This is a genomic window from Nonomuraea sp. NPDC050383 (assembly GCF_044459125.1).
In the GTDB taxonomy this organism is placed as follows: domain Bacteria; phylum Actinomycetota; class Actinomycetes; order Streptosporangiales; family Streptosporangiaceae; genus Nonomuraea.
Genome location: NZ_JBITIP010000031.1, coordinates 1 through 23410 on the forward strand (window position 1 = coordinate 1; position 23410 = coordinate 23410).

18 protein-coding genes are annotated in these 23410 nt (G+C 72.0%); all 18 read left to right on the forward strand.

Annotation, left to right across the window (positions count from 1 at the left end; genetic code table 11):
- The first annotated feature begins 796 nt into the window (after positions 1 to 796).
- The 18 genes from ACIBG4_RS40965 to ACIBG4_RS41050 all read left to right on the forward strand — a co-directional run bounded on the left by ACIBG4_RS40965 (position 797) and on the right by ACIBG4_RS41050 (position 23344).
- Positions 797 to 2086 (forward strand): bifunctional folylpolyglutamate synthase/dihydrofolate synthase, encoded by a 1290-nt coding sequence (locus ACIBG4_RS40965; protein ID WP_397208006.1) that lies wholly within the window; start codon positions 797 to 799, stop codon positions 2084 to 2086.
- Positions 2086 to 2451 (forward strand): DUF4233 domain-containing protein, encoded by a 366-nt coding sequence (locus ACIBG4_RS40970; protein ID WP_397207911.1) that lies wholly within the window; start codon positions 2086 to 2088, stop codon positions 2449 to 2451. The genes ACIBG4_RS40965 and ACIBG4_RS40970 overlap by 1 nt, the downstream gene beginning before the upstream one ends.
- Positions 2452 to 2462: 11 nt before the next feature.
- Positions 2463 to 4757 carry a hypothetical protein gene (locus ACIBG4_RS40975; protein ID WP_397207913.1) on the forward strand — a complete coding sequence of 765 codons (2295 nt, stop codon included), beginning with the start codon at positions 2463 to 2465 and terminating at the stop codon, positions 4755 to 4757.
- Between the two features lie 519 nt (positions 4758 to 5276).
- Entirely contained in the window at positions 5277 to 5687 is a 411-nt protein-coding gene (ndk, locus tag ACIBG4_RS40980; RefSeq protein WP_397207915.1) for a nucleoside-diphosphate kinase, read from the forward strand.
- A gap of 275 nt (positions 5688 to 5962) precedes the next feature.
- Positions 5963 to 6994 carry a rod shape-determining protein gene (locus ACIBG4_RS40985; protein ID WP_397207917.1) on the forward strand — a complete coding sequence of 344 codons (1032 nt, stop codon included), beginning with the start codon at positions 5963 to 5965 and terminating at the stop codon, positions 6992 to 6994.
- A gap of 5 nt (positions 6995 to 6999) precedes the next feature.
- The gene (gene mreC, locus ACIBG4_RS40990) at positions 7000 to 7971 is read left to right on the forward strand and encodes a rod shape-determining protein MreC (protein ID WP_397207919.1); all 972 of its coding nucleotides are present in this window, start codon (positions 7000 to 7002) and stop codon (positions 7969 to 7971) included.
- Positions 7968 to 8432, forward strand: coding sequence for a rod shape-determining protein MreD (gene mreD, locus ACIBG4_RS40995; protein ID WP_397207921.1), 465 nt, complete (start codon positions 7968 to 7970; stop codon positions 8430 to 8432). Before mreC ends, mreD begins: the two co-directional genes overlap by 4 nt.
- Entirely contained in the window at positions 8429 to 10471 is a 2043-nt protein-coding gene (mrdA, locus tag ACIBG4_RS41000; RefSeq protein WP_397207923.1) for a penicillin-binding protein 2, read from the forward strand. The genes mreD and mrdA overlap by 4 nt, the downstream gene beginning before the upstream one ends.
- Before the next feature lie 88 nt (positions 10472 to 10559).
- The gene (rodA, locus tag ACIBG4_RS41005; protein ID WP_397207925.1) at positions 10560 to 11729 is read left to right on the forward strand and encodes a rod shape-determining protein RodA; all 1170 of its coding nucleotides are present in this window, start codon (positions 10560 to 10562) and stop codon (positions 11727 to 11729) included.
- Between the two features lie 42 nt (positions 11730 to 11771).
- On the forward strand, positions 11772 to 13682 hold the full coding sequence (locus ACIBG4_RS41010; protein ID WP_310717320.1) for a TIGR03960 family B12-binding radical SAM protein: 1911 nt from the start codon (positions 11772 to 11774) through the stop codon (positions 13680 to 13682).
- A gap of 356 nt (positions 13683 to 14038) precedes the next feature.
- Entirely contained in the window at positions 14039 to 14800 is a 762-nt protein-coding gene (locus tag ACIBG4_RS41015; RefSeq protein WP_310717321.1) for a TIGR03936 family radical SAM-associated protein, read from the forward strand.
- A gap of 143 nt (positions 14801 to 14943) precedes the next feature.
- The gene (locus ACIBG4_RS41020; protein ID WP_397207928.1) at positions 14944 to 18087 is read left to right on the forward strand and encodes an Rne/Rng family ribonuclease; all 3144 of its coding nucleotides are present in this window, start codon (positions 14944 to 14946) and stop codon (positions 18085 to 18087) included.
- 232 nt (positions 18088 to 18319) lie between these two features.
- Positions 18320 to 18622, forward strand: coding sequence for a 50S ribosomal protein L21 (gene rplU, locus ACIBG4_RS41025; RefSeq protein WP_310717323.1), 303 nt, complete (start codon positions 18320 to 18322; stop codon positions 18620 to 18622).
- A 15-nt stretch (positions 18623 to 18637) separates the two neighbouring features.
- Positions 18638 to 18895: a 50S ribosomal protein L27 gene (rpmA, locus tag ACIBG4_RS41030; protein ID WP_310717324.1), complete on the forward strand. Its 258-nt coding sequence runs from the start codon at positions 18638 to 18640 to the stop codon at positions 18893 to 18895.
- 208 nt (positions 18896 to 19103) lie between these two features.
- Positions 19104 to 20456 (forward strand): GTPase ObgE, encoded by a 1353-nt coding sequence (obgE, locus tag ACIBG4_RS41035; RefSeq protein ID WP_397207930.1) that lies wholly within the window; start codon positions 19104 to 19106, stop codon positions 20454 to 20456.
- A 143-nt stretch (positions 20457 to 20599) separates the two neighbouring features.
- Positions 20600 to 21718, forward strand: coding sequence for a glutamate 5-kinase (gene proB, locus ACIBG4_RS41040; RefSeq protein ID WP_397207932.1), 1119 nt, complete (start codon positions 20600 to 20602; stop codon positions 21716 to 21718).
- 104 nt (positions 21719 to 21822) lie between these two features.
- The gene (locus ACIBG4_RS41045; RefSeq protein WP_355451526.1) at positions 21823 to 23103 is read left to right on the forward strand and encodes a glutamate-5-semialdehyde dehydrogenase; all 1281 of its coding nucleotides are present in this window, start codon (positions 21823 to 21825) and stop codon (positions 23101 to 23103) included.
- 64 nt (positions 23104 to 23167) lie between these two features.
- On the forward strand, positions 23168 to 23344 hold the full coding sequence (locus ACIBG4_RS41050) for a hypothetical protein (RefSeq protein WP_310717328.1): 177 nt from the start codon (positions 23168 to 23170) through the stop codon (positions 23342 to 23344).
- Positions 23345 to 23410: the final 66 nt, after the last annotated feature.

The window sequence follows — 23410 nt, forward strand, 5'->3', positions numbered from 1 at the left end:
GAGAGTAGGTCACCGCCGGACAATCTTTTGATGGGGGTCCATGCGGGTCTGGCATTCGTGCCGGGCCTGTGTGGGCCCCTTTCGCATGCCCGGAGACCGAATGAGGGCGTGCTTTGTTTTTACCTGGCCCTAGGACGTGCTCTTTTTCTTGCCCGGCCCTCAGGAGAGGGCAACGGGTGGCTGCGGGGCCGGAACTACTTGTTCGGCGTCAATCGGTCAATCGCCGGGCGCTTGACCGCGCACGGCGACGGGTGGCGACCCACTTCAATTCCCGGCCTCTTCGGCCGTGTACGTGCTCCGCGAAGGTACGTCCGGCGCTGCGGTGGCGACTTCCATGGACACGCCGATGACCCCACGCCCACATCGCGCCGCCGTTCGTGCATCGCATTGCTGGTCTTGCAAGCGCCATTGGGATCCCGCCCTCAAGCAGGCACCCTTCGTGCTCCCCTGACTGACCCCGGTAGGGCAACGACTGCCCTCGTGCCGGCCGGGAGAACGACTGCCCTCGTACCGAGTGCCCGGCGAGTGACGTACCTCCGGGGCCATATGCGCGGGCAAGCCCTCCTGGACCATATGCGCGGGCAAGCCCTCCTGGACCATATGCGCGGGCAAGCCCTCCTGGACCATATGCGCGGGCAAGCGGTCGAGGTGGGACGCACGCACCTCTGGCCCTCCCTCGTGCGCGGGCGGTGGAAAGGGTTGGTGTGGTCAGGGTTCCGGGGCGGTGTGTGGCCGGGGCGGGTGGTGGGGTCAGTAGGGTTGAGGGGTGGACTACCGTGCTGTTGAACGCGCGATCATGGAGCGAGGCGTCGAGTGGGACTTCGAGCCGACGCTCGACCGCATCGCCGCCCTGCTCGACCTCCTCGGCTCGCCCCAGCGGGCGTACCCGGTCATTCACATAGCGGGCACCAACGGCAAGACCAGTACCGCCCGTCTGACCGAGGCGTTGCTCCGGGAGCGCAATCTCCGCGTCGGCCGGTTCACCAGCCCGCACCTGGTGTCCATGCGCGAACGCATCACTGTCGACGGCGAGCCGTTGAGCGAGGAGCGGTTCGCGGAGGTCTATGAGGAGATCATTCCGTACGTCGAGCTGACCGACACGCAGGGCCGGCGCATCCAGTTCTTCGAGCTGCTCACCGCCATGGCGTTCGCGGCCTTCGCCGACACCCCGGTCGACGTCGCGGTGATCGAGGCCGGCATGGGCGGCTCCTGGGACGCGACGAACGTGGCCGACGGCACCGTCGCCGTCATCACGCCCATCTCCCTCGACCACACCGACCGGCTGGGCCCCGACATCCCGAGCATCGCCGGTGAGAAGGCCGGCATCCTCAAGCCAGGCGCCACCGCCGTTCTCGCCCAGCAGGACCTGGAGGCGGCCGAGGTGCTGATGCGGCGGGCCGCCGAGGTGGGCGCGGTCGTGGCGCGTGAGGGACTGGAGTTCGGGGTGCTGGCGCGCGAGGTGGCCATCGGCGGCCAGCTCCTGACGCTGCGCGGCCTCAAGGGAACCTACGACGAGGTGTACCTGCCGCTCTACGGCGCCCACCAGGCGAGCAACGCGGTCACCGCGCTCGCCGCCGTCGAGGCGCTGACCGGCGGCGACGACCCGCTGGACGTGGAGCTCGTGCGGCAGGCGTTCACGCAGGCATCGTCGCCGGGGCGGCTGGAGGTGCTCCGGCGCAATCCGACGGTGGTGGTCGACGCCGCCCACAATCCCGGAGGCATGCAGGCCACGATCGAGGCGGTGCACGAGGCGTTCGACTTCGCCAAGGTCGTCGGCGTCGTCTCCGTCATGCGGGACAAGGACGTCGACGGACTGCTGGAGCTCCTGGAGCCGGTGCTGGAGGAGATCATCGTCACCCGCAACTCCTCGCCCCGGTCGATGCCGGCCGAGGAGCTTGCACGGCTCGCCGAGCCGATCTTCGGGCCGGACCGCGTCCACCTCGTGGAGCGTCTCGACGACGCCATCGACAGGGGCATCGGCATGGCCGACGCCGAGGGTGAGTTCAGCGGCACGGGTGTGCTCATCGTCGGGTCCGTGGTGACCGCCGGCGACGCCCGGCTGCTGCTGAAGGCGGACGGCGCGTGATGGCCGGCGGCGGGAAGGGCCTGCTGGGGTTCGAGGTCACCCCGGGCATGCGCAGGCTCGGGGCGAGCGTGCTGGGCATGGAGGCGATCGTCGCGGCGCTGGTCACCCCGGTCGCGATCAGCGTGAACGGCGTGCGGCCCGCGCTGGCCGTCACGGCCGGCATCGGGCTCGCCGTGCTGTGCGTGGTGGCGGCCGGCCTGCTCAAGAAGCCGATCGGCTACGTGCTCGGCAGCGTCGTGCAGGTGATCGCCATCGCGACGGGGTTCCTGGTCCCGACCATGTTCTTCCTCGGAGCGATCTTCCTCGCGCTGTGGATCACGGCGATATTCGTAGCTCGCCGTGTCGAAGGCGTGACTTCCCGCTAAAGTCGGCGAACATGGCCGTCCCCCCGATTCAGCGGTCCCCGAACCAACCGGCCACGGGACCCGACCCCGGCGCCACGTACCCGTGGTTCCTCGACACCGTGCTGGCGCTGCTCATCGTGGCCGCGCTGCCCCTGGCGATCGTCGCCATCCCCAACACCGTCTCCGTGGTCGGCGACCTGCTGCCCCCGGGGTTCGACCGGCTCGGGCTCATGCGCGCGCACGGCCTGGCCCTGCCGGCGATGATGCTGACCGTCCCGCTCGCCGCCGTGGCGCTGGGCAGGGTGAAGGTCGCCTACGTCCTGATCGCCGGCCTCGCGCTGCTGGCCGTGGCCGACGCGACAGGCGGGTACGCGGGCTCCACGTTCCTCGTCGGTGTGCTGCGCGTCGTCCACGGCGTGGGCGCCGGTCTGCTCCTCCCGGCCACGCTGGTGGCCGCCTGGGAGCGTCCGGCGGTGCTGCGCGCCGTCTGGTCGGGAGTGCTGGCCCTCAGCCTGCTCAGTGCCCAGGCACTCGCCCTGTGGCCGCTCGACGGGGTGAGCGACTGGAAGGTGACGCTCCAGCCGTACCCCATGCTGACCGGCATCGCGCTGGTGCTGGCCGCCGCCTACCTGGTGCTGTGGCTGCAGTACGGCCGGCGGCCGGCGCCGCGGCCCGAGCCCAGGGAGCGCAGCCGGCTGCTGCTGGCGACCATGCCGGCCGCGGGCATCGCCGTCGTGGCCATCAGCACCGCGAGCGAGGACTGGCGTCCCAACATCGTGATCCTGGTCGCCGTGCTCGCCGTGGGCGCGCTTCTCGCGCTCGCGTCCATCGGCACCCCCCGGGCGCGTTCGCTCGCGTACGTGATGGTCGCCGTCGGCGCCGTGGTGCTGCCGAGCATCGCGCAGGTGACGTACGTCGAGATGGGCGGGCTGGGCGGTCCGGGGCTGAAGGGGCTGTGGGCGCCGTTCGCCGTGGCGGGCGCGCTCGCGGTGGCCGGCGCGGTGCTCGTCCGGCTGTTCGTCCGCGACGACGCGACGTGGCCGGAGCCGCTCGGGCTGCTGGCGATGGTGGTCGGCCTGTGCTCGGTGCGCGTGGTGGTGCCCGCCGCGGACGGGAGGGTGCTGGTCGTGCCCTTCACGCTGCTGGCGGTGGGTGCGGCCGTGGCCCTGACGGCGTCGCTGCGGCGGGCCGGGGTCGGGGCCGCGCTGTTCGGGCTGGCGCTGTGCTTTCCCGGCGTGCTGGCGGGCTACCTGCTGGGCAGCGGCGTGCAGATGGCGATGCTGCGCGGGGTGAGCTCGCCGCAGCAGCTCGTGGACCGGTTCGTGGGGGCGCTGCACATGTGGGCGCTGATCGGCGGGTTCCTGGTGGTGGCCGTCATCGTGCTGGCCGCGCTGCTGTCGCGGCGTGGGCCTGGCCCCGATGGGGCGGGGGACGGCGATCCGGACGGGCCGTCCGGCTCCGGACAGGTGACCGAGGCGGGCCGGCCGGCCGGCTCGGAGGATCTTTCCGGCCCGGAGCGGCTGACCGAGCCGGAGCGGCTGACCGAGTCGGAGCGACTGGCCGATGCCGATGTGGCCGGTGGTTCGTCGGGCGATGGGCATCGGTCCGATGCGGCTGACGGCTTCTCGCGGGACGGCGGCTTGGAGGTCGCTGGGGACGGCTCCGTTAACGGTGGCGTCGAGGTGGCTGGGGACGGCTCCGTTAACGGTGGCGTCGAGGTGGCTGGAGACGGCTCCGGAAACGGTGGCTTCGCGGTCGCGGGGAACGGCTCCGGCGACGGCGCTCGGCGGGCCGGTGCGGCGGCTGACGCCGCCTCTGCGACCGTCCCGTCGGGTGAGGACGTGCCGGGTGACGGGACGGCCGGCGGCGGGGCCAGGAACGGCTCCGGCGGGCTCGGGAAGGGGTCCCTGGGCGCGTTCGAGGCGTCACCGGACGTGAGCGGCACGGACGGCGCGGAACCGCGTGACGGCGCTCTGAGGGGCGCGGCGCGGGAGCGCGGCACGTCCGGGAAGACCTCCGGCGGGCCCCTGCGGGACGGGACTGACGAGGAGGATGCTCCGACCGGGGCGGTTCCCCGGGTACCCGCCTCCTCCATGCCCAACGGGGCGTCCGCGTGGAAGGGCGGCGTTCCGGCGCAGACACCCGCGCCGGGGCCCGCCGACGAGGCGGCATCCTCCGGCGCGCGGCGCGGGTCGCGTGGTGCCGGGGGCGGCGCGGGGAGACGCCGCGGTACCGGCGCCGGTGAGGACGCCGGCTCCGCCGGGACCGAGCAGCGTCCGGCGGTCCCGCCGCCGACCGCCTCCCCGGAGGACGGCTCCCAGGCGTGAGGGCGTGGGACGCCTCCCGCCTTTCGACGGCCGGGTGCCCGTCCCGCCGCGTCCTGACGGTCTGTCGGTGCGCGCGCCGCGGCGTCGTCTGACGTGCGTGGTGTGTTCTCCGGTCGTGTGACGTGCGTGGTGTGTCCTCCTGTCGTGTGACGTGTCGCCGAGCGGGTGCCACCTGCGGTTGTGTCGGGCGTGGGTGCCGTGTGCGCCAGGTGGCGGGTGCCGAAGCGCAGGTCTTCCTGCACGACGTGAACATGTGCGGGAGCGGGTGCCACCCGGTCGCGGGACGCGGGGGCGTGAGTGCCGCTCCGACATGTGGCGCGTGCGGATGAGGGGCGTGGTTCGAGTCGCGGTGAGCCCCGTCAGGGCGTGCGGCGTGGGCGTGGGGTCCGAGGACGGTAAGCTGAGCCGCAGCTACAGCGACGCGAGGTCGTGCGTGCCGCGGAGCGTTCCCGGCGGAGTCATCCCGGCGTCCGTAGCCGCATCCGCGACCCCCAGACCCTGTTCAAAGGAGAACCTCAAGTGTCCGAGCGCACTCTTGTCCTGATCAAGCCCGACGGGGTGAAGCGCGGCCTCATCGGTGACGTGATCGCCCGCGTGGAGCGCAAGGGCCTCAAGGTCGTCGCGATGGACCTGCGCATTCTCGACGTCGAGACCGCCAAGGCGCACTATGCCGAGCACTCCGAGCGGCCGTTCTTCGGCGAGCTGGTCGAGTTCATCACCTCCGGCCCGCTCGTCGCCCTCGTGCTGGAGGGCCCCCGCGCGGTCGAGGCGTTCCGCGCCCTGGCCGGGCTCACCGACCCGGTGAAGTCGGCCCCCGGCACGATCCGCGGCGACCACGCCCTGGAGATCGGCGAGAACGTCGTCCACGGCTCCGACTCGCCCGAGTCCGCCGCCCGGGAGATCAAGATCTTCTTCCCGGACCGCTTCTAAGGAGCGCCGGAGGGCTTGCCGCCCTCCTCGGTAGACCCGTCAGAACCCGTGAGTGCCCGCCGGCCCCCGTGCCGGGCGGGCATTTCGCGTTCTTGGCGCCCTTGCGGTGCACTCTGCACTTCTAGCGGAATTCCGGGCAAAAGGGGTTTGGCGGAGAGGCGGCAGGTTTTTTGTGGGGCGGCTGGGCTCGTTGCGACCGGGCTTGGGTACGTCACGTTACGATTCGAATTCACTCTGTAGCGATTGGCGTACGATATTACGGAAGGCTCCGTTCCATGGGCAGCAAGCTCGCGTTCCTCGGCCGTGACATGGCGGTCGACCTGGGCACCGCCAACACGCTGGTGTACGTCCGCGGCCGGGGCATCGTGCTGAACGAGCCGTCGGTCGTCGCCATCAACACCACCACCGGCAAGATCATGGCGGTGGGCGTCGAGGCCAAACGGATGATCGGCCGCACACCCGGCCACATCGTGGCGGTCCGGCCGCTCAAGGACGGTGTGATCGCCGATTTCGAGGTGACGGAGCGGATGCTGCGCTACTTCATCCAGCGCGTCCACCGGCGGCACCACTTCGCCAAGCCACGGGTGATCATCGCGGTGCCGAGTGGCATCACGAGCGTGGAGCAGCGGGCGGTGAAGGAGGCCGGCTACCAGGCGGGTGTGCGCAAGGTCTACATCGTCGAGGAGCCGATGGCCGCGGCCATCGGCGCGGGGCTGCCGGTGCACGAGCCGACCGGCAACATGGTCGTCGACATCGGCGGCGGCACCACCGAGGTGGCGATCATCTCGATGGGCGGCGTGGTGACCAGCCAGTCGATCAGGATCGGCGGTGACGAGCTCGACCAGGCGGTGATCACTTTCGCGAAGAAGGAGTACTCGCTCATGCTGGGCGAACGCACCGCCGAAGAGATCAAGATAGCGATCGGGTCGGCCTGGGCCGACGGCGACGACGCCCACGCCGAGATCCGCGGCCGCGACCTGGTGACGGGCCTGCCCAAGACGGTCGTGGTGTCGTCCGAGGAGATCCGCAAGGCCATCGAGGAGCCGATCAGCTCCATCGTCGACGCGATCAAGACCACGCTCGACAGGTGCCCGCCCGAGTTGTCCGGCGACCTGATGGACCACGGCATCGTCCTGACCGGCGGCGGAGCGCTGCTCAAAGGCATGACCGAACGGATCAAGGTGGAGACCGGCATGCCGATCCACCTGGTGGACAACCCGCTGGACTCGGTGGCCCTCGGGTCCGGCCGCTGCGTGGAGGACTTCGAGGCGCTCCAGCAGGTGCTCCTGCCGGAATCGCGCGGCTGACCGCCATGAGGGACATCCGCCGTGGCCGGATCATCCTCGGCGTCCTCGTGGCCGTGTCGCTGCTGGGTGCGACTGTGGACCAGCGCACCGGCGCCGAGTCGCCGTTCGTGCCGGTGCGCCAGGCGGGGGCGGGGGTGTTCGGCGCGATCGAGCGGGCCGCCGGCTTCGTGACACGGCCGGTGACCGGTTTCATCCACTCGCTCGCGACCGCCCCCGGCGCGCAGGACGAGGTCAGGCGGCTGAAGGCGGAGAACGCGCGGCTGCGTGCCGGCCTGGTCGCGAACTCGCTCGACGCGGCGCGCTCCGCCCAGCTCAAGCGCATGCTGGGCACCGTCTCCCGCGGCGGCTACGACGTCCTGCCGGCCAATGTGATCGCCCGGCGCGGGAACCCCGGCTTCGAGGAGGCCGTCGAGCTCGACGTCGGCGCCGAGGACGGCGTACGTCCAGAGATGACCGTGATGAACGCCGACGGTCTCGTCGGCCGGATCGTGCTGACCGGGCCCCGCACCTCCACGGTGGTCCTCATCAGCGACCGGGGCTCGGCCACGGGAGCGCGGCTGGAGGGCGGCCAGGAGATCGGGGTGGTCCACGGGGTGGGGCAGAACGGACGCCTCGTGCAGTTCCGGCTGCTCGACTCGACCGCGCCGATGGCGCCCGGCGGGCGCATCGTCAGCTTCGGGTCCCAGCGTGGCGCGCCGTACGTCGCGGGCGTGCCGATCGGGGTGATCGAGCGGGTGGAGGCGACGCCGGGCGAGCTGACGCGGGTCGCGTTCGCGCGGCCGTACGCGGACCTGACGGCGCTCGACGTGGTCGGCGTGGTGCTGCGGGCCCCCCGGCGCGATCCGCGGGACGCGGTCCTGCCGCCGAAGGAGGGGGCCGGACCGCCGAAGCAGGTGGCCGTCCCGCCCAAGGTAGGGGCCGTCCCGCCGACGGCAGGGGCCGTCCCGCCGAAGGAGGAGAAGGAGAGAACGCGATGACGCCTCTACTGCTCGTGCCGCTCGTCGTGCTGGCGCAGGTCGTCCTGGTCAACCGGGTGCCACTGCCGGGAGGAGGCGCGCCCGACCTGGTGCTGCTGGTGGTGACCTGGCTGGCGATGACGCGCGGTCCCGCGACGGGCGCGCTGCTCGGGTTCTGCGCCGGGCTGCTGGTGGACATCATGCCGCCGGCGGCTCACCTGATGGGGCAGTACGCGCTGGCCCTGGCGGTCGTCGGCTATGTCGCGGGACGCGGCGTCGGCAGCCCCGTGGCCACGATCGTCGCGTGCGTGCTGCTGGGGCCGTCGCTGGCCGTGGCCCTCGGGCTGCTCATCTCCGATCCGCGGGTGACCTTCACGACCCTGGTCGAGCAGGTGCCGCTCACGATCGCCTACACGATGATCCTCTCGCCCGTCGTCCTCTGGGCCACCAGCCGTGGCCGGGAGCCGGGGTACGCCACATGACCCGGATGCGTGCCCGGCTGTTCCTGCTGCACGTGCTCGTCCTGACCCTGCTGGTGGTGCTGGCCGTACGGCTGTGGCAGGTGCAGGTGGTCCGCGGGCAGGAGTTCGTGACCAGGGCGACCGAGACGAGGACGCGCACGGTGATCGAGCCCGCGGTGCGCGGGCAGATCCTCGACTCCTCCGGCCGGCCGCTGGTGCGCAACCAGACGGCGCTGGTGGTGTCGGTCGACCGGACCGCGCTCACGCGCACGCCCGACGGCGGCGCGTCGGTGCTGCGCAGGCTGAGCGCGGTGCTCGGCACGCCGGTCAAGAAGCTCAAGGAACGGATCCGGCCGTGCGGGCCCGGTGTGTCCCAGCCGTGCTGGACGGGCTCGCCGTACCAGCCGGTGCCCGTCGCGCAGAAGGCCGACACGCGGCAGGCGCTGCAGATCGTCGAACGCCAGGAGGACTTCCCGGGCGTCACCGCCGAGATCCAGTCGGTACGGCAGTACCCCGGCGGTGAGGCCGGCGCCCAGATGCTCGGCTACCTGCAGCCGGTCACCGAGGCGGAGTTGGAGAAGCGCTCGGGGCTCAAGGCCGCCTACTCCGGCGTCGACCTGACCGGGCGCGACGGGCTGGAGGAGGTCTACGACGAGGCGCTGCGCGGCAAGCCGGGACTGCGCCGGGTGCAGGTGGACCGGATGGGCAAGGCCATCGGCGTCGAGCAGCAGGTGCGACCGGTCAGCGGCGACAACATCGTCACCAGCATCGACGCCCGCGTGCAGGCCGTCGCCGAGCGGGCCCTGGCCAGGGCCATGCACAACGCTCCGAAGGCCGACGGGGGCGCGGCCGTCGTGCTCGACGCGCGTACGGCGCGGGTGCTGGCGCTGGCCAGCGCGCCCGGCTACGACCCGGCGGTGTGGGCGGGCGGCATCTCGGCGAGCGGCTACCAGCGGCTGCTGTCGGAAAAGTCAGGCAAACCGCTGGTGTCACGGGCCATCAACGGGCAGTTCGCGCCCGGCTCGACGTTCAAGGTGTCGTCGGTCACCGCGATGCTGCGGTCCGGCTACCCGCTGAACGGAACCTACGACTGCCCCGGGTCGTACATGGTGGGCGGCCGGCCGTTCAACAACTTCCACGGCATCGGCCTCGGCACGATGAACCTGCACACCGCGCTGGTCAAGTCGTGCGACACGATCTTCTACCGGGCGGCGTACGAGCAGTATCTGCGTGACGGTGGGCGCGACCCCAAGAAGAACCCGAAAGAGGTGTTCGCCAACACCGCCAGGGCCTTCGGCTTCGGCCGGCGGACCGGCATCGACCTGCCCGGTGAGTCGTCCGGCCGCATCCCCGACCGCAGGTGGAAGAAGGAGCTGTGGACGCAGACCAGCGGCACCACCTGTAAGCGGGCGCAGACCGGCTACCCGGAGGTGGCCGACCGGGCGCGGGCCGACTTCCTCAAGCGGCTGGCGTACGAGAACTGCGCCGAGGGCTTCCTGCTGCGGCCCGGCGACTCGGCCAACTTCGCGATCGGCCAGGGCGACGTGCTGGTGACGCCGCTCCAGCTGGCCCGCGCGTACGCGGCGCTGGTCCACGACGGCAAGCTGCGCAGCCCGCGCATCGGGTGGGCGCGGGTGCGGCCCGACGGCACGCTGGTCGAGAAGTACGACGTTCCGGTGGTGGGGAAGCTGCCGCTCAGCGAGAAGGAGCGGCTCTACATCAAGGGCGCGCTCAGCGACGTGCCCTCCGACGGCACCGCGGCCGGGGCGTTCGCGGGCTTCCCGATGGACAAGGTACGCATCGGTGGCAAGACCGGCACCGCGGAGGTGTGGGGCAAGGAGGACACCTCGTGGTTCGCGTCGTTCGCTCCGACGAACGATCCGCGGTTCGTGGTGGTGGCGATGGTGTCGCAGGGCGGGATGGGGGCGCAGACGGCGGCGCCCATCGCGCGGGAGATCTACGAGGGCATCTACGGGCTCAAGGGGCCGGCGGCGCTGCCGGGCGGCAAGCCGGCGAGCAGGCTGCCGAAGTTCGCGCCCGACGGGACGGTGGCGCGGTGAGGGCCCCGTAGACGGGGGCCCGGCGGCCAGTGATGACGACACAGTGGTGACGACACAGTGACGAGGACACAGTGAGGGTGGCGGCGGGGTGACGGCGGAGCGGGTGCTGAGGAACGGCCGGCGCGGTTACGGACGGCGGATCGTGGGCGCGCAGTCGTCGCTGTGGCGGCTCGACGGCCTGCTGCTGGTCGCGGTCGTCGCGCTGTGCGTCATCGGCACGCTGCTGGTGTGGTCGTCCACCCGTACGTGGGCGCCCGGCTCGACCGGCCTGGTCAAGAAGCACATGCTGAACCTCGGCATCGGGCTGGTGCTGTGCGCCATGACGACCGCGATCGACCATCGGGCCATGCGCGCCTACGCGCCGATGGTGTACCTCGTCAGCCTGGTGGGACTCGGGCTGGTGATCTCGCCGCTCGGGGCGACGATCAACGGGTCGCATTCGTGGATCCTGCTGGGCGGCGGGTTCGCAGTGCAGCCGTCGGAGTTCGCCAAGCTGGGGCTGCTGCTGATCCTGGCGATGCTCCTGGCGCAGCCGGCGGAGGGCTCCGACCGGCCGCGCCTGTTCGACGTCGTGCTGGCGCTGTCGGTGGCGGCGCTGACGCTGGGGATGGTGATGCTCCAGCCGGACCTCGGCACGGCGCTGGTGCTGGCCGTGATCACCGCCGCGGCGCTGGTCATCGGCGGCGTGCGCAAGCGGTGGATCGTGCTGCTGTCGCTCGTGGCCGCGACCGCGGTGTTCCTGGTGTTCCGGCTGCAGTTGCTGGAGCCGTACCAGATCGCGCGTTTCACCGCGTTCCTGGACCCGGGCGTCGACCCGCGCGGCGTCGGCTACAACAGCACGCAGTCGCTCATCGCGATCGGGTCGGGGCAGGTGTTCGGCAAGGGGTGGCTGCACGGCGGGCAGACCACCGGCCGGTTCGTGCCGGAGCAGCACACCGACTTCGTCTTCACGGTGGCGGGGGAGGAGTTCGGCTTCCTCGGGTCGGTGGCCATCGTGGCGCTGCTGGGCGTGGTGCTGCTGCGCGGGCTGCGGATCGCCCGGCAGTGCGACGACCGGTTCGGGTCGCTGGCGGCGGGCATGATCGTGTGCTGGTTCGCGTTCCAGACGTTCGTCAACATCGGGATGACCATCGGGATTATGCCGATCACGGGGCTGCCGCTGCCGTTCGTGTCGTATGGCGGCACGGCCACCTTCGCCAACCTCATCGCGGTCGGGTTGCTCCAGTCGATCAGGATCCGCGAGCAGACGTACAACTGACGCCGGGGCTTGGCCGCTCCCGCGCGCCGCTACCCTGGTCGTATGCCTGTCGAGTCGATTTTCCACCGTCTGGAAGCGCTGCTGCCCAAGGTGCAGAAGCCCATCCAGTACGTCGGGGGTGAGCTCAACTCGACCGTGAAGGACTGGGACGACGCCGACGTGCGCTGGGCGCTGATGTACCCGGACGCCTATGAGGTCGGCCTGCCCAACCAGGGCGTCGCGATCCTCTACGAGATCCTCAATGAGCTGCCCGCGACCCTCGCCGAGCGCACCTACGCCGTCTGGCCCGACCTCGAGGCGCTCATGCGCGCCGAGGGCGTGCCCCAGTTCACCGTCGACGCCCACCGCCCGGTGCGCGCCTTCGACGTGCTCGGCGTGTCGTTCTCCACCGAGCTCGGCTACACCAACATGCTCACCGCGCTCGACCTGGCCGGCATCCCGATGCTCGCCGTCGACCGCGGCGACGACGACCCGATCGTGCTCGCGGGCGGCCACGCCGCGTTCAACCCCGAGCCGATCGCCGGCTTCCTCGACGCGGCCGTGCTCGGCGACGGCGAGCAGATCGCCATCGCCGTCAGCGAGGTCATCCGCGAGTGGAAGGCCGAGGGGCGGCCCGGGGGGCGCGACGAGCTGCTGATGCGCCTGGCCGAGTCGGGCGGCGTCTACGTGCCCAAGTTCTACGACGTCGACTACCACCCCGACGGGCGCATCAAGCGGGTCGCGCCCAACCGGCCCGGCGTCCCGTGGCGCGTCCACAAGCACACGGTCATGGACCTCGACGAGTGGCCGTACCCGAAGAAGCCGCTGGTGCCGCTCGCCGAGACGGTCCACGAGCGGTTCAGCGTGGAGATCTTCCGCGGCTGCACGCGAGGTTGCCGCTTCTGCCAGGCCGGCATGATCACGCGGCCGGTGCGCGAGCGGTCGATCACCACGATCGGCGCCATGGTGGACAACGGGATCAAGGAGTCCGGCTTCAACGAGGTCGGTCTGCTGTCGCTGTCCTCGGCCGACCACTCCGAGATCGGCGACGTCGCCAAGGGGCTGGCCGACCGGTACGAGGGGACCAACACCTCGCTGTCACTGCCCTCCACCCGGGTCGACGCGTTCAACATCGACCTGGCCAACGAGTTCTCCCGCAACGGGCGGCGCTCCGGGCTGACCTTCGCTCCCGAGGGCGGGTCCGAGCGCATGCGCAAGGTGATCAACAAGATGGTCACCGAGGAGGACCTGATCCGCACCGTCACCACCGCCTACTCGCAGGGCTGGCGGCAGGTGAAGCTGTACTTCATGTGCGGGCTGCCGACCGAGACCGACGAGGACGTGCTCGGCATCGCCGACCTGGCCAAGAAGGTCATCAAGGCCGGCCGGGAGATCACCGGGTCGCGCGACATCCGCTGCACCGTGTCCATCGGCGGGTTCGTGCCCAAGCCGCACACGCCGTTCCAGTGGGCCGGCCAGGCCGACCACGAGACGGTCGACCGGCGGCTCAAGGCGCTGCGCGACTCGCTGCGCGGCGACAAGGAGTACGGCAGGGCCATCGGCTACCGCTACCACGACGGCAAGCCGTCCATCGTCGAGGGTCTGCTCTCGCGCGGTGACCGGCGGGTCGGCGCGGTCATCCGCGCCGTCTGGGAGGACGGCGGGCGCTTCGACGGGTGGAGCGAGCACTTCTCCTACGAGCGGTGGAGGGCCGCGGCCGAGCGGGCCGGGGTCGACGTCGACTGGTACACCGTGCGCGAGCGCGAGGAGAACGAGGTCCTGCCGTGGGATCACCTCGACGCCGGGCTCGACCGCGAGTGGCTCTGGCAGGACTGGCAGGAGGCCGTCTCCGGGGGCGAGGTCGAGGACTGCCGGTGGACGCCGTGCTACGACTGCGGCGTCTGTCCGACCATGGGCACCGAGATCCAGGTCGGTCCCACGGGCCGCAAGCTCCTTCCGCTCACGGTGGTCTGAGACAGCTCCAGGGCAGGTCCGCGGCACGGAGACCCGCCCGGGATTCTTTCCGGGGCGGGATTCCGGAGGGGACTGTCCCGAGGGGCGAGACCGGGTGTTCCCGGGCGGGTCCGGCGGGCGGCCGAGGTGCGTGCGAGCGGCCGGAAACCTGTTCCGGTGGCCGTTCCGGCACAGCCGAGCGCACCGTTCCGGCGCGCTCGGTGCGCGGTCCGTGCCTCGCCGTACATGATCCTGAGCCGATCAGGCGTCAAGGCGGCTTATCCTGAACGAAGGAACTCTGACACGGGAAGGACGACAAAGCTCTGAAACCTGTTCCCGACGGGCCCCCGCCCGCGCCCACGGCGCAGCGCCTGCGTGTGCGCTACGCCAAGCGCGGCCGCCTGCGCTTCACCAGTCACCGCGACATCTCGCGGGCCGTCGAAAGGGCGGTCCGCCGTGCCGGGATTCCGGTGGCCTACAGCGCGGGCTTCTCGCCCCACCCGAAGATCTCCTACGCGGGCGCGGCACCGACCGGTGTCGCCAGCGAGGCCGAGTACCTCGAGATCGGCGTCACCACGCCGTGCGAGCCCGAGCGGGTCCGCGACGACCTCGACGGCTCGCTGCCGCCCGGGCTCGACGTGCTTGAGGTCGTCGAGGCGGGCCCGGGAGGGCTGGCCGAGCGCCTGGAGGCCTCCGAGTGGGAGGTGCGGATGCCCGGTGCGGATCCCGATCTCGCCGGGGTCGCGGTGGAGAAGTTCCTCTCCGCCGAGGCCGTGGAGGTCGAGCGCCTCACCAAGAAGGGCCCTCGCCGCTTCGACGCCCGTGAGGCCGTGCTGAGGCTGGCGATGTCCGAGGGATCCGAGGGGACAGGCAGAACCGCAGCTCAGGTGCCCGGACAGTCGTGTGTCATACTGCGCATGGTTGTTCGGCACATGACGCCTGCCGTTCGACCCGACGATGTGCTCGCAGGGCTGCGCCTTGTGGCCGACTTCGCGCCGCCGGTCCCCCCCGAGGTGACCAGGCTGGCGCAGGGGCCGCTGGACGTCGGCACCGGTGCGCTTGCCGACCCGTTCGACCTTGACCGCGAGACCACGCGCGGCGGCGAAGCGGGACCGACAGGTGAGCACGTCGCCGGTTAAGGGAGTGTCCCGCATGGGTGGGGCACGACCGCTGACAGGACTTGGCGCTCATGCCCCTTGGCGGGGGCGCGGGCGCACAACGAAACACGAGAGCTCCTGCGCGGCGCGGCGACGCGCCCGGGAGCTGACGGGAGAGCGCCCGCATGCTCGAGAACGAGCCCAAGACCGGGGTCACGGGCCCCGACGGCGAGACAACTGAACAGCCACGCACGACCACGCGACGCCGGGTCGCGAGCCGGCCCGCCGGGCCGCCGCCCGAGGTTCCCGACGAGCCCGCTCCGGTGACCGTCTCCGCGGCCGAGGCCGCGGCACGGGGTCCGGAGGGCGCCGCCGCGGAACAGGCCGGCCAGGAGGCCGCGCCGGGGACTGCCCAGGAGGCAGGGGGAAGCCCGGCCGAGGCCGCGGTCGCCGATGCCGTCGCGGGTGGCGCCTCCGGTGGCTCCGACGACGTCGCCGCGGACGCGGGCGCCGCAGAGGCCGAGAAGCCCAAGCGGACCAGGACCCGTTCGACGGCCACCGCCTCGCGCCGCCGCACCGGCAGGAAGGCCGAGGACGCCGAGCCGGCCACCACGGGAGCGTCGCCGGCCGGTGACGCCGCCGAGGCGGCCCTGACGCACGCCGGCGCCCCGGAGACGGGTGCGCCCGCGGCGCAGGACGCCGAACGGGCCGCGCTGGACACCGCCGACCGTGTTCTCGCGGCGGAGGCGGGCCAGGACGCCGCCGAGAGCGGCGACACGACGCCGCGCGGCGCGGGTGGCACGCAGGACACCGTCGATGACGCCGCCGAGGCCGCCCCGACGCGCCGCCGCCGTACCCGCAAGAAGGCGGAGCCGGAGGCCGCGGCCGAGGAGACGGCCGCCGCCGGCGCCTCGGGCACCGGCGACGAGAGCGGTGCGACCGGCGCGGAGACCGCCGCCACGACCCGCGGCCGGAGCACCCGCAGGCAGAGCGCCGCCACCCGGAGCGCCGCCACCCAGAGCGCCGACGACGAGGACGAGGGCGACGTCGAGGACATTTTCGACGTGCTGCCTGAGGACGAGCCGCTCGACGACGAGCCCGCCGGCGAGGACCTCGACGAGGACGGCGACCGGCCCAGCCTGCTCGCCGACCCGTTCGGGTTCTCCGGGCGCCGCTCCGACCAGCCGGGCGCCTCGTTCCAGCGCCCCTCCGCGATCTTCGCGCCGCTGTTCCAGGCGCCCGACCCGAGCCAGGCCGTACGTCCGGAGCCCGCGCGCCCCGAGCCGGCGCGTGCCGAGACCCAGCGGCCCGAGCCCGAGCCGGCCGCCGACGAGGACGAGGCCGCCGAGGCGGTCATCGACGACGTCGACTCCTCCGACGACTCCGACCAGGAGGAGGAAGAGGGCGGCAGCCGCCGCCGGCGCCGCCGCAGGGGCGGCCGGGGCCGCGGCAAGGCCCGCGAGCGCGACGACGCCGACTCCGACGACTCGGACGAGTCCGACGACGACGGCGAGGACGACCAGCCCGAGGAGCAGCAGGAGGAGGACAGCTCCGGCTCGCGCCGCCGGCGCCGCCGCCGCAGGCGCGGCTCCGACGACGGGGGCGCCGAGCCGGCCGGCGACGACCCGCCCAACACGGTCGTCCGCATCCGCGCACCCCGCTCGGGTCGCGCCGCCCTGGTGGACACCTCCGCCGACGGCGTGCAGAGCGTGCGCGGGTCGACCCGGCTGGAGGCCAAGAAGCAGCGCCGCCGCGAGGGCCGCGAGCTGGGCCGCCGCCGTCCGCCGATCATCACCGAGTCGGAGTTCCTGGCCCGTCGCGAGGCGGTCGACCGGATGATGGTGGTGCGCCGCCAGGGCGACCGCACGCAGATCGCGGTGCTGGAGGACGGCGTCCTCGTCGAGCACTACGTCAACCGTGAGGCCAGCCAGTCGTACGTCGGCAACGTCTACCTCGGCAAGGTGCAGAACGTCCTGCCGTCGATGGAGGCGGCGTTCGTCGACATCGGCAAGGGCCGCAACGCCGTCCTGTACGCCGGAGAGGTGAACTTCGACACCGCCGGACTGGAGGGCCAGCCCAAGCGGATCGAGGTGGCGCTGAAGTCCGGCCAGTCGGTGCTGGTGCAGGTCACCAAGGACCCGATCGGCCACAAGGGCGCCCGCCTGACCTCGCAGATCAGCCTGCCCGGCCGCTACCTGGTCTACGTGCCCGACGGCTCGATGACCGGCATCAGCCGCAAGCTGCCCGACAAGGAGCGCACCCGGCTCAAGAGCATCCTGAAGAAGGTCATGCCGGAGAACGCGGGCGTGATCGTGCGCACCGCGGCCGAGGGCGCCTCCGAGGACGAGCTGGCCCGCGACGTCGCCCGCCTGTCGGCGCAGTGGGAGAACATCCAGAAGAAGGCCAAGTCGGCGAGCCCGCCCGAGCTGCTGTCGGCCGAGCCGGACCTGACCGTGCGCGTGGTGCGCGACGTCTTCAACGAGGACTTCAGCTCGCTCGTCGTACAGGGCGAGGGGGCGTGGGAGACGGTCGAGGAGTACGTCAAGTACGTCGCCCCGCACCTGGAGGAGCGGCTGTCGCGCTGGGACGGCGACCAGGGTGACGTGTTCGAGTCGTACCGGATCGACGAGCAGCTGTCCAAGGCGATGGAGCGCAAGGTGTGGCTGCCCAGCGGCGGCTCGCTGGTGATCGACCGCACCGAGGCGATGACCGTCGTCGACGTCAACACCGGCAAGTTCACCGGTCAGGGCGGCAACCTCGAGGAGACCGTCACCCGCAACAACCTGGAGGCGGCCGAGGAGATCGTCCGCCAGCTCAGGCTCCGCGACATCGGCGGCATCATCGTCATCGACTTCATCGACATGGTGCTGGAGTCCAACCGTGACCTGGTGCTGCGGCGCATGCTGGAGTGCCTGGCCCGCGACCGGACCAAGCACCAGGTGGCCGAGGTCACCTCGCTCGGCCTGGTGCAGATGACGCGCAAGCGGGTCGGTCAGGGGCTGCTGGAGGCGTTCTCGACGCCGTGCGAGTGCTGCAACGGGCGTGGGCTCATCGTCTCCACGGAGCCGGTGGAGTCCAAGCCGGAGCCGCGCGGCACGCAGGGCAAGATGGCCGTCGAGAAGGCTGTGGCGGACAAGCTGGGCGACAGGGGCCATGGCGACAAGAGCCATGGTGACAAGAGCGGGGACAAGGTTTCCGCGGCCAAGGACTCCTCCGGCCGTGATACCGTGACCGGTGCGCTTGATGACGTCCCTGCTGAGGATGACCAAGCGGGCCAGTCTTCCGGCAGGGGGCGGCGACGCTCCCGCCGAGCCAAGTCCGCCGAGTAGCCCCCTGAGTGGCTGCTCGAAGGACTGCCCGACGATCCGTCCGGTTCGCCTAGGGCACCGTTAATCCGGTACCCTTGTGGATCGGTGCGTCAGGTGACGTGCCCTGTTGGCGCGCCCACTCGGTTCGTTGGTTCCAGACAAATGCGGGTGCAGGCGCAGCACTCGGCAGTCAACGGCCGCCCCGTCCGGGACGGCCGTGGATCGCAACAGTAGACAGTAGAAGGGTTCCGCGGTGTACGCGATCGTTCGTTGCGGCGGCAGGCAGCAGAAGGTCTCCGTCGGTGACGTCCTCGAGGTGGACAAGGTCGCCGGCGAGGTCGGCTCTTCGATTTCGCTGCCGACGGTGCTCGTCGTCAACGACGGCGATGTGACCACGGAGGCGGGCAAGTTCACGGTCGCCGCCGAGATTCTCGGCGAGACCAAGGGTCCGAAGATCCGCATTCTCAAGTACAAGAACAAGACCGGTTACAAGAAGCGCCAGGGTCACCGCCAGCGGTACACCCAGGTGAAGATCACCGGTATCGACCAGGCCTGATCGGGAGTTTGAGAGATGGCACACAAGAAGGGCGCGTCGTCCACCCGGAACGGCCGTGACTCCAACGCTCAGCGCCTGGGCGTCAAGCGCTTCGGCGGCCAGCTGGTCAACGCGGGCGAGATCATCGTCCGTCAGCGTGGCACCCACTTCCACCCCGGCGACAACGTCGGCCGTGGTGGCGACGACACGCTGTTCGCGCTGACCGCGGGTCACGTGCAGTTCGGCGTCAAGCGTGGCCGCAAGGCCGTGAGCATCGTCCCGGTCGCGGAGTAATCCGCAGCCGAACGGCGTTACCAAGGGGTGGATCGGTTCGTCGATCCGCCCCTTCGTGTTGTCCGGCCCATCCGTGCGTGCCGCGTCCCCCGGGCCGGCCCCGGCGAGGGCCGAGCGCGGGACGAGCGCGGACGAGCACGTGATGAGCGCGGGACGAGCACGCAAGACAAGAGAGAACCCCCGGACGGGGGCGTGAGGAGAGGCGGACATGCCGGACTTCGTGGACCAAGTGGTCCTGCACGTCAGGGCTGGTGACGGAGGGAACGGCTGCGCCTCCATCCACCGGGAGAAGTTCAAGCCGCTCGGCGGCCCCGACGGGGGCAACGGCGGCCGGGGCGGTGACGTGATCCTGGAGGTGGACCCCAACACCTCGACCCTGCTCGACTACCACCACCGCCCGCACCGCAAGGCCGACAACGGCAAGCAGGGGCAGGGCTCCAACCGTGACGGCGCCAACGGCGGCGACGTCGTCCTGCCGGTGCCCAACGGCACCGTCGTCAAGAACGCCGACACGGGCGAGGTGCTGGTGGACCTCGTCGGTTCGGGCACCCGGTACGTGATCGCGCACGGCGGCCACGGCGGCCTCGGCAACGCCGCGCTGGCCAGCACGAAGCGCAAGGCCCCGGGGTTCGCGCTGCTCGGTGAGCCGGGCGACGGGCTGGACGTCATGCTGGAGCTCAAGAGCGTCGCCGACGTCGCGCTGGTCGGCTTCCCCAGCGCCGGCAAGTCGTCGCTGATCGCGGCGCTGAGCGCGGCCCGGCCGAAGATCGCCGACTACCCGTTCACCACGCTGGTGCCCAACCTCGGCGTCGTCACCACCGGCGAGACCGTCTTCACGGTCGCCGACGTGCCCGGGCTGATCCCGGGCGCCTCGCAGGGCAAGGGCCTCGGCCACGAGTTCCTGCGCCACGTCGAGCGGTGCGACATGCTGGTCCACGTCATCGACTGCGCCACGATGGAGCCCGGCCGCGACCCCGTCACCGACTACGAGGTGATCGAGGCGGAGCTGGAGGCGTACGGCAAGCTGGAGGACCGCCCGCGCATGGTGGTGCTCAACAAGGCCGACGTGCCCGACGCCCAGGAGCTGGCCGAGCTGGTCAAGCCGGACTTCGAGGCGCGCGGGCTCCAGGTGTTCACGGTGTCGGCCGCCACCCACGCCGGGCTGCGCGAGCTGACGTTCGCGATGGGCGAGTGGGTCGCCGCCGCCCGTGCCAACCGCCCGGTCGAGGAGCCCACCCGCCTGGTGATCAGGCCGCGGCAGCTCGGCGAGACCGGGTTCGCGGTCCGCAAGGTCAACGACAACCTGTTCCAGGTCACGGGTGAGAAGCCCGAGCGCTGGATCCGGCAGACCGACTTCAGCAACGACGAGGCCGTCGGCTACCTGGCCGACCGGCTGGAGCGGCTCGGCGTCGAGGAGCAGCTGGTCAAGGCCGGCGCGACCGCCGGCGCCGAGGTGGTCATCGGCCCCATGGAGGGCGGCTACGTCTTCGACTGGCAGCCCACGCTGCACGCCGAGTCCGTCCGCACGGGCCCTCGCGGCACCGACAGCAGGCTGGGCTAGGAAACCTCTCCCTGCGGGCGGAGCAGCGGCTGGGCCGCGTCCCGCGCGGCCCCGCTCCCCGCTGACCCCGCCGCCCGGCCCCGCCGCCGGGCTCGCGGGAGACGCGCGGATCGGGGCCGCCGGCCTCGGATAGGCTTCCAGATGTGCGCGAACGGATCAGCTCAGCGTCGAAGGTCGTCGTCAAGGTCGGCTCCTCCTCGCTGACCACCCCGCAGGGAACGATCGACGTGGACCGGGTCGACGCGCTGGTCGACGTCCTCGCCGCGCGCCGCCGTACGGGCACGCAGCTCGTGCTGGTCTCCTCGGGGGCGATCGCGGCGGGCCTCGGCCCGCTCGGACTGTCCGCGCGCCCGCGCGACCTGGCCACGCAGCAGGCCGCCGCCTCCGTCGGCCAGGGCGTGCTCGTCGCCCGCTACACCTCCTCCTTCGCCCGATACGGCCTGCGCGTCGGCCAGGTGCTGCTGACGGCCGACGACATGATGCGCCGCGCCCACCACGCCAACGCCCAGCGCACCCTCAACCGGCTGCTGGAGCTCGGCATCGTGCCGATCGTCAACGAGAACGACACCGTCGCCACCGACGAGATCCGCTTCGGCGACAACGACCGGCTGGCGGCGCTGGTCACCCACCTCGTCCACGCCGACGCGCTGGTGCTGCTGTCCGACGTGGACGCCCTCTACGACGGCCCGCCGAGCCGCAGCGGCGCCAAGCGGCTGGCCGAGGTGCGCGGCCCGGAGGACCTGGCCGGCGTCGAGCTGGGCAGGAACGGCGCGGCCGTCGGCACCGGCGGCATGGTGACCAAGGTGCAGGCGGCGCGCATCGCCACCGGCGCGGGCGTGCCGGTCGTGCTGACGGCCGCCGCGCACGCCGCGCAGGCCCTGGCCGGCGCCGACGTCGGCACCTACTTCCACCCGGGCGGCCGGCACCCCGGCACCCGGCTGCTCTGGCTGGCGCACGCCACGACCGGCCGGGGGCGGCTGCACCTCGACGACGGCGCGGTCGAGGCCATCGTGGCGCGCCGCAAGTCGCTGCTGCCGGCGGGCGTCACCTCCGTGGAGGGCGAGTTCGCCGCGGGCGACCCGGTCGACCTGTGCGCGCCGCGCGGCGCGGTGGTGGCGCGCGGGCTGGTCAACTTCGACGCCGGCGAGATCCCGGGCCTGCTGGGCCGCTCCACGCGCGAGCTGGCCAGCGAGCTGGGTCCGGAATATGAACGCGAGCTGATCCACCGCGACGACATCGTCATACTGGAGTCCCACAACTGACTGCCCCCGCGCCCGGCCGCACCGCGGCTGGTGAGGGACGAGGGCCGGGTGGGGGGCGTCGGGAGCCGGCGCCTCTCAAGCGGCACGACAACGAGGAGCACGTGATGTCCGAGGAGTTCCTGAAGGTCGCCCGCGCGGCACGAGAGGCCGCCGCCGAGCTGGCCCCGCTGCCGCGGGCGCCGAAGGACCGGGCGTTGCGCGCCGTCGCCGACGCCCTGGTGGCCCACGCGGCGGAGATCATCGAGGCCAACGCCGAGGACGTCGAGCAGGCCCGCGCGCAGGGCACGGCCGAGGCGATGATCGACCGGCTGCGGCTCGACGAGAGCCGGATCCGGTCCGTGGCCGAGGCGGTGCGGCAGGTGGCCGACCTGCCCGACCCGGTGGGCGAGGTCGTGCGCGGCTCCACGCTGCCCAACGGGCTGGAGCTGCGGCAGCTCAGGGTGCCCCTCGGCGTCATCGGCATCATCTACGAGGGCCGCCCCAACGTGACCGTCGACGCGGCGGCGCTCTGCCTCAAGAGCGGGAACGCGGTGCTGCTGCGCGGCTCCTCCAGCGCCTACTCCTCCAACACCGCGCTGGTGCGGGTCATGCAGGAGGCGCTCGCGGACACCGAGGTGCCGGCCGGGGCCGTGCAGCTCGTGCCGGGGCTCACCCGCGACTCGGTCAAGGAGCTGATGCGGGCGCGCGGCCTGGTCGACGTGCTCATCCCGCGTGGCGGCGCCTCACTGATCAACTCGGTGGTCGAGGAGTCCACGGTGCCGGTGATCGAGACCGGCGTGGGCAACTGCCACGTGTACGTGGACGCCGACGCCGACCTCGACCTGGCCGTGGAGATCCTGGTCAACGCCAAGGCCCAGCGGCCGTCGGTGTGCAACGCGGCCGAGACGCTCCTGGTGCACGCCGGCATCGCGGACACGTTCGTGCCCATGGCGCTGCGGGCCCTGAAGGAGGCCGGCGTGACCGTCCACGGCGACGACCGCGTGGCCCGTCTCGGCGAGGTCGTGCCGGCCACCGAGGACGACTTCCGTGTCGAGTACCTCTCGCTGGACATCGCCGCGGCCGTCGTCGACTCGCTGGAGGACGCCGTGGCCCACATCCGGGAGTACGGCTCGGGGCACACCGACGCGATCGTCACCCGGTCCCAGGGGGCCGCCCGCCGGTTCGTGTCGCTCGTCGACTCGGCGGCCGTGGCGGTCAACGCCTCCACCCGGTTCACCGACGGCGGGGAGTTCGGGTTCGGCGCGGAGATCGGCATCTCCACGCAGAAGCTGCACGCGCGCGGCCCGATGGGGCTGCCCGAGCTGACCTCCACCAAGTGGGTCTACACCGGCGAGGGACACCTGCGCACCTCCGAGGGCACGGTCATCGCCGGGTCAGGCCGCTGACCCGATACGGCAGGCGGCGGCGTGTCGGCGTGGCCGCCGGGGGCGATGGCGATGGGCTGGGCGCATGGAGCTGCTCATCGCCCTGGCTTCCGCCGCCGCTGTGATCGCCGGCGCCGACCGTCTGATGCTGTGGCTGGAGGGCCGCGGCCACGTCCGCTGGCGTCGCAGCGGACGTCCCGACCTGTCCCGGGAGCCGCTGGCGGAGTTCGACGCGCTGCTGGGCCGGCGCTCCGATCGTTAGCGGTCGCGGTGGCGCGCCGGTTCGGGCGCGCCGTCCGCGGGAAGCGAAAGTCTCGGCGCGCCTCGG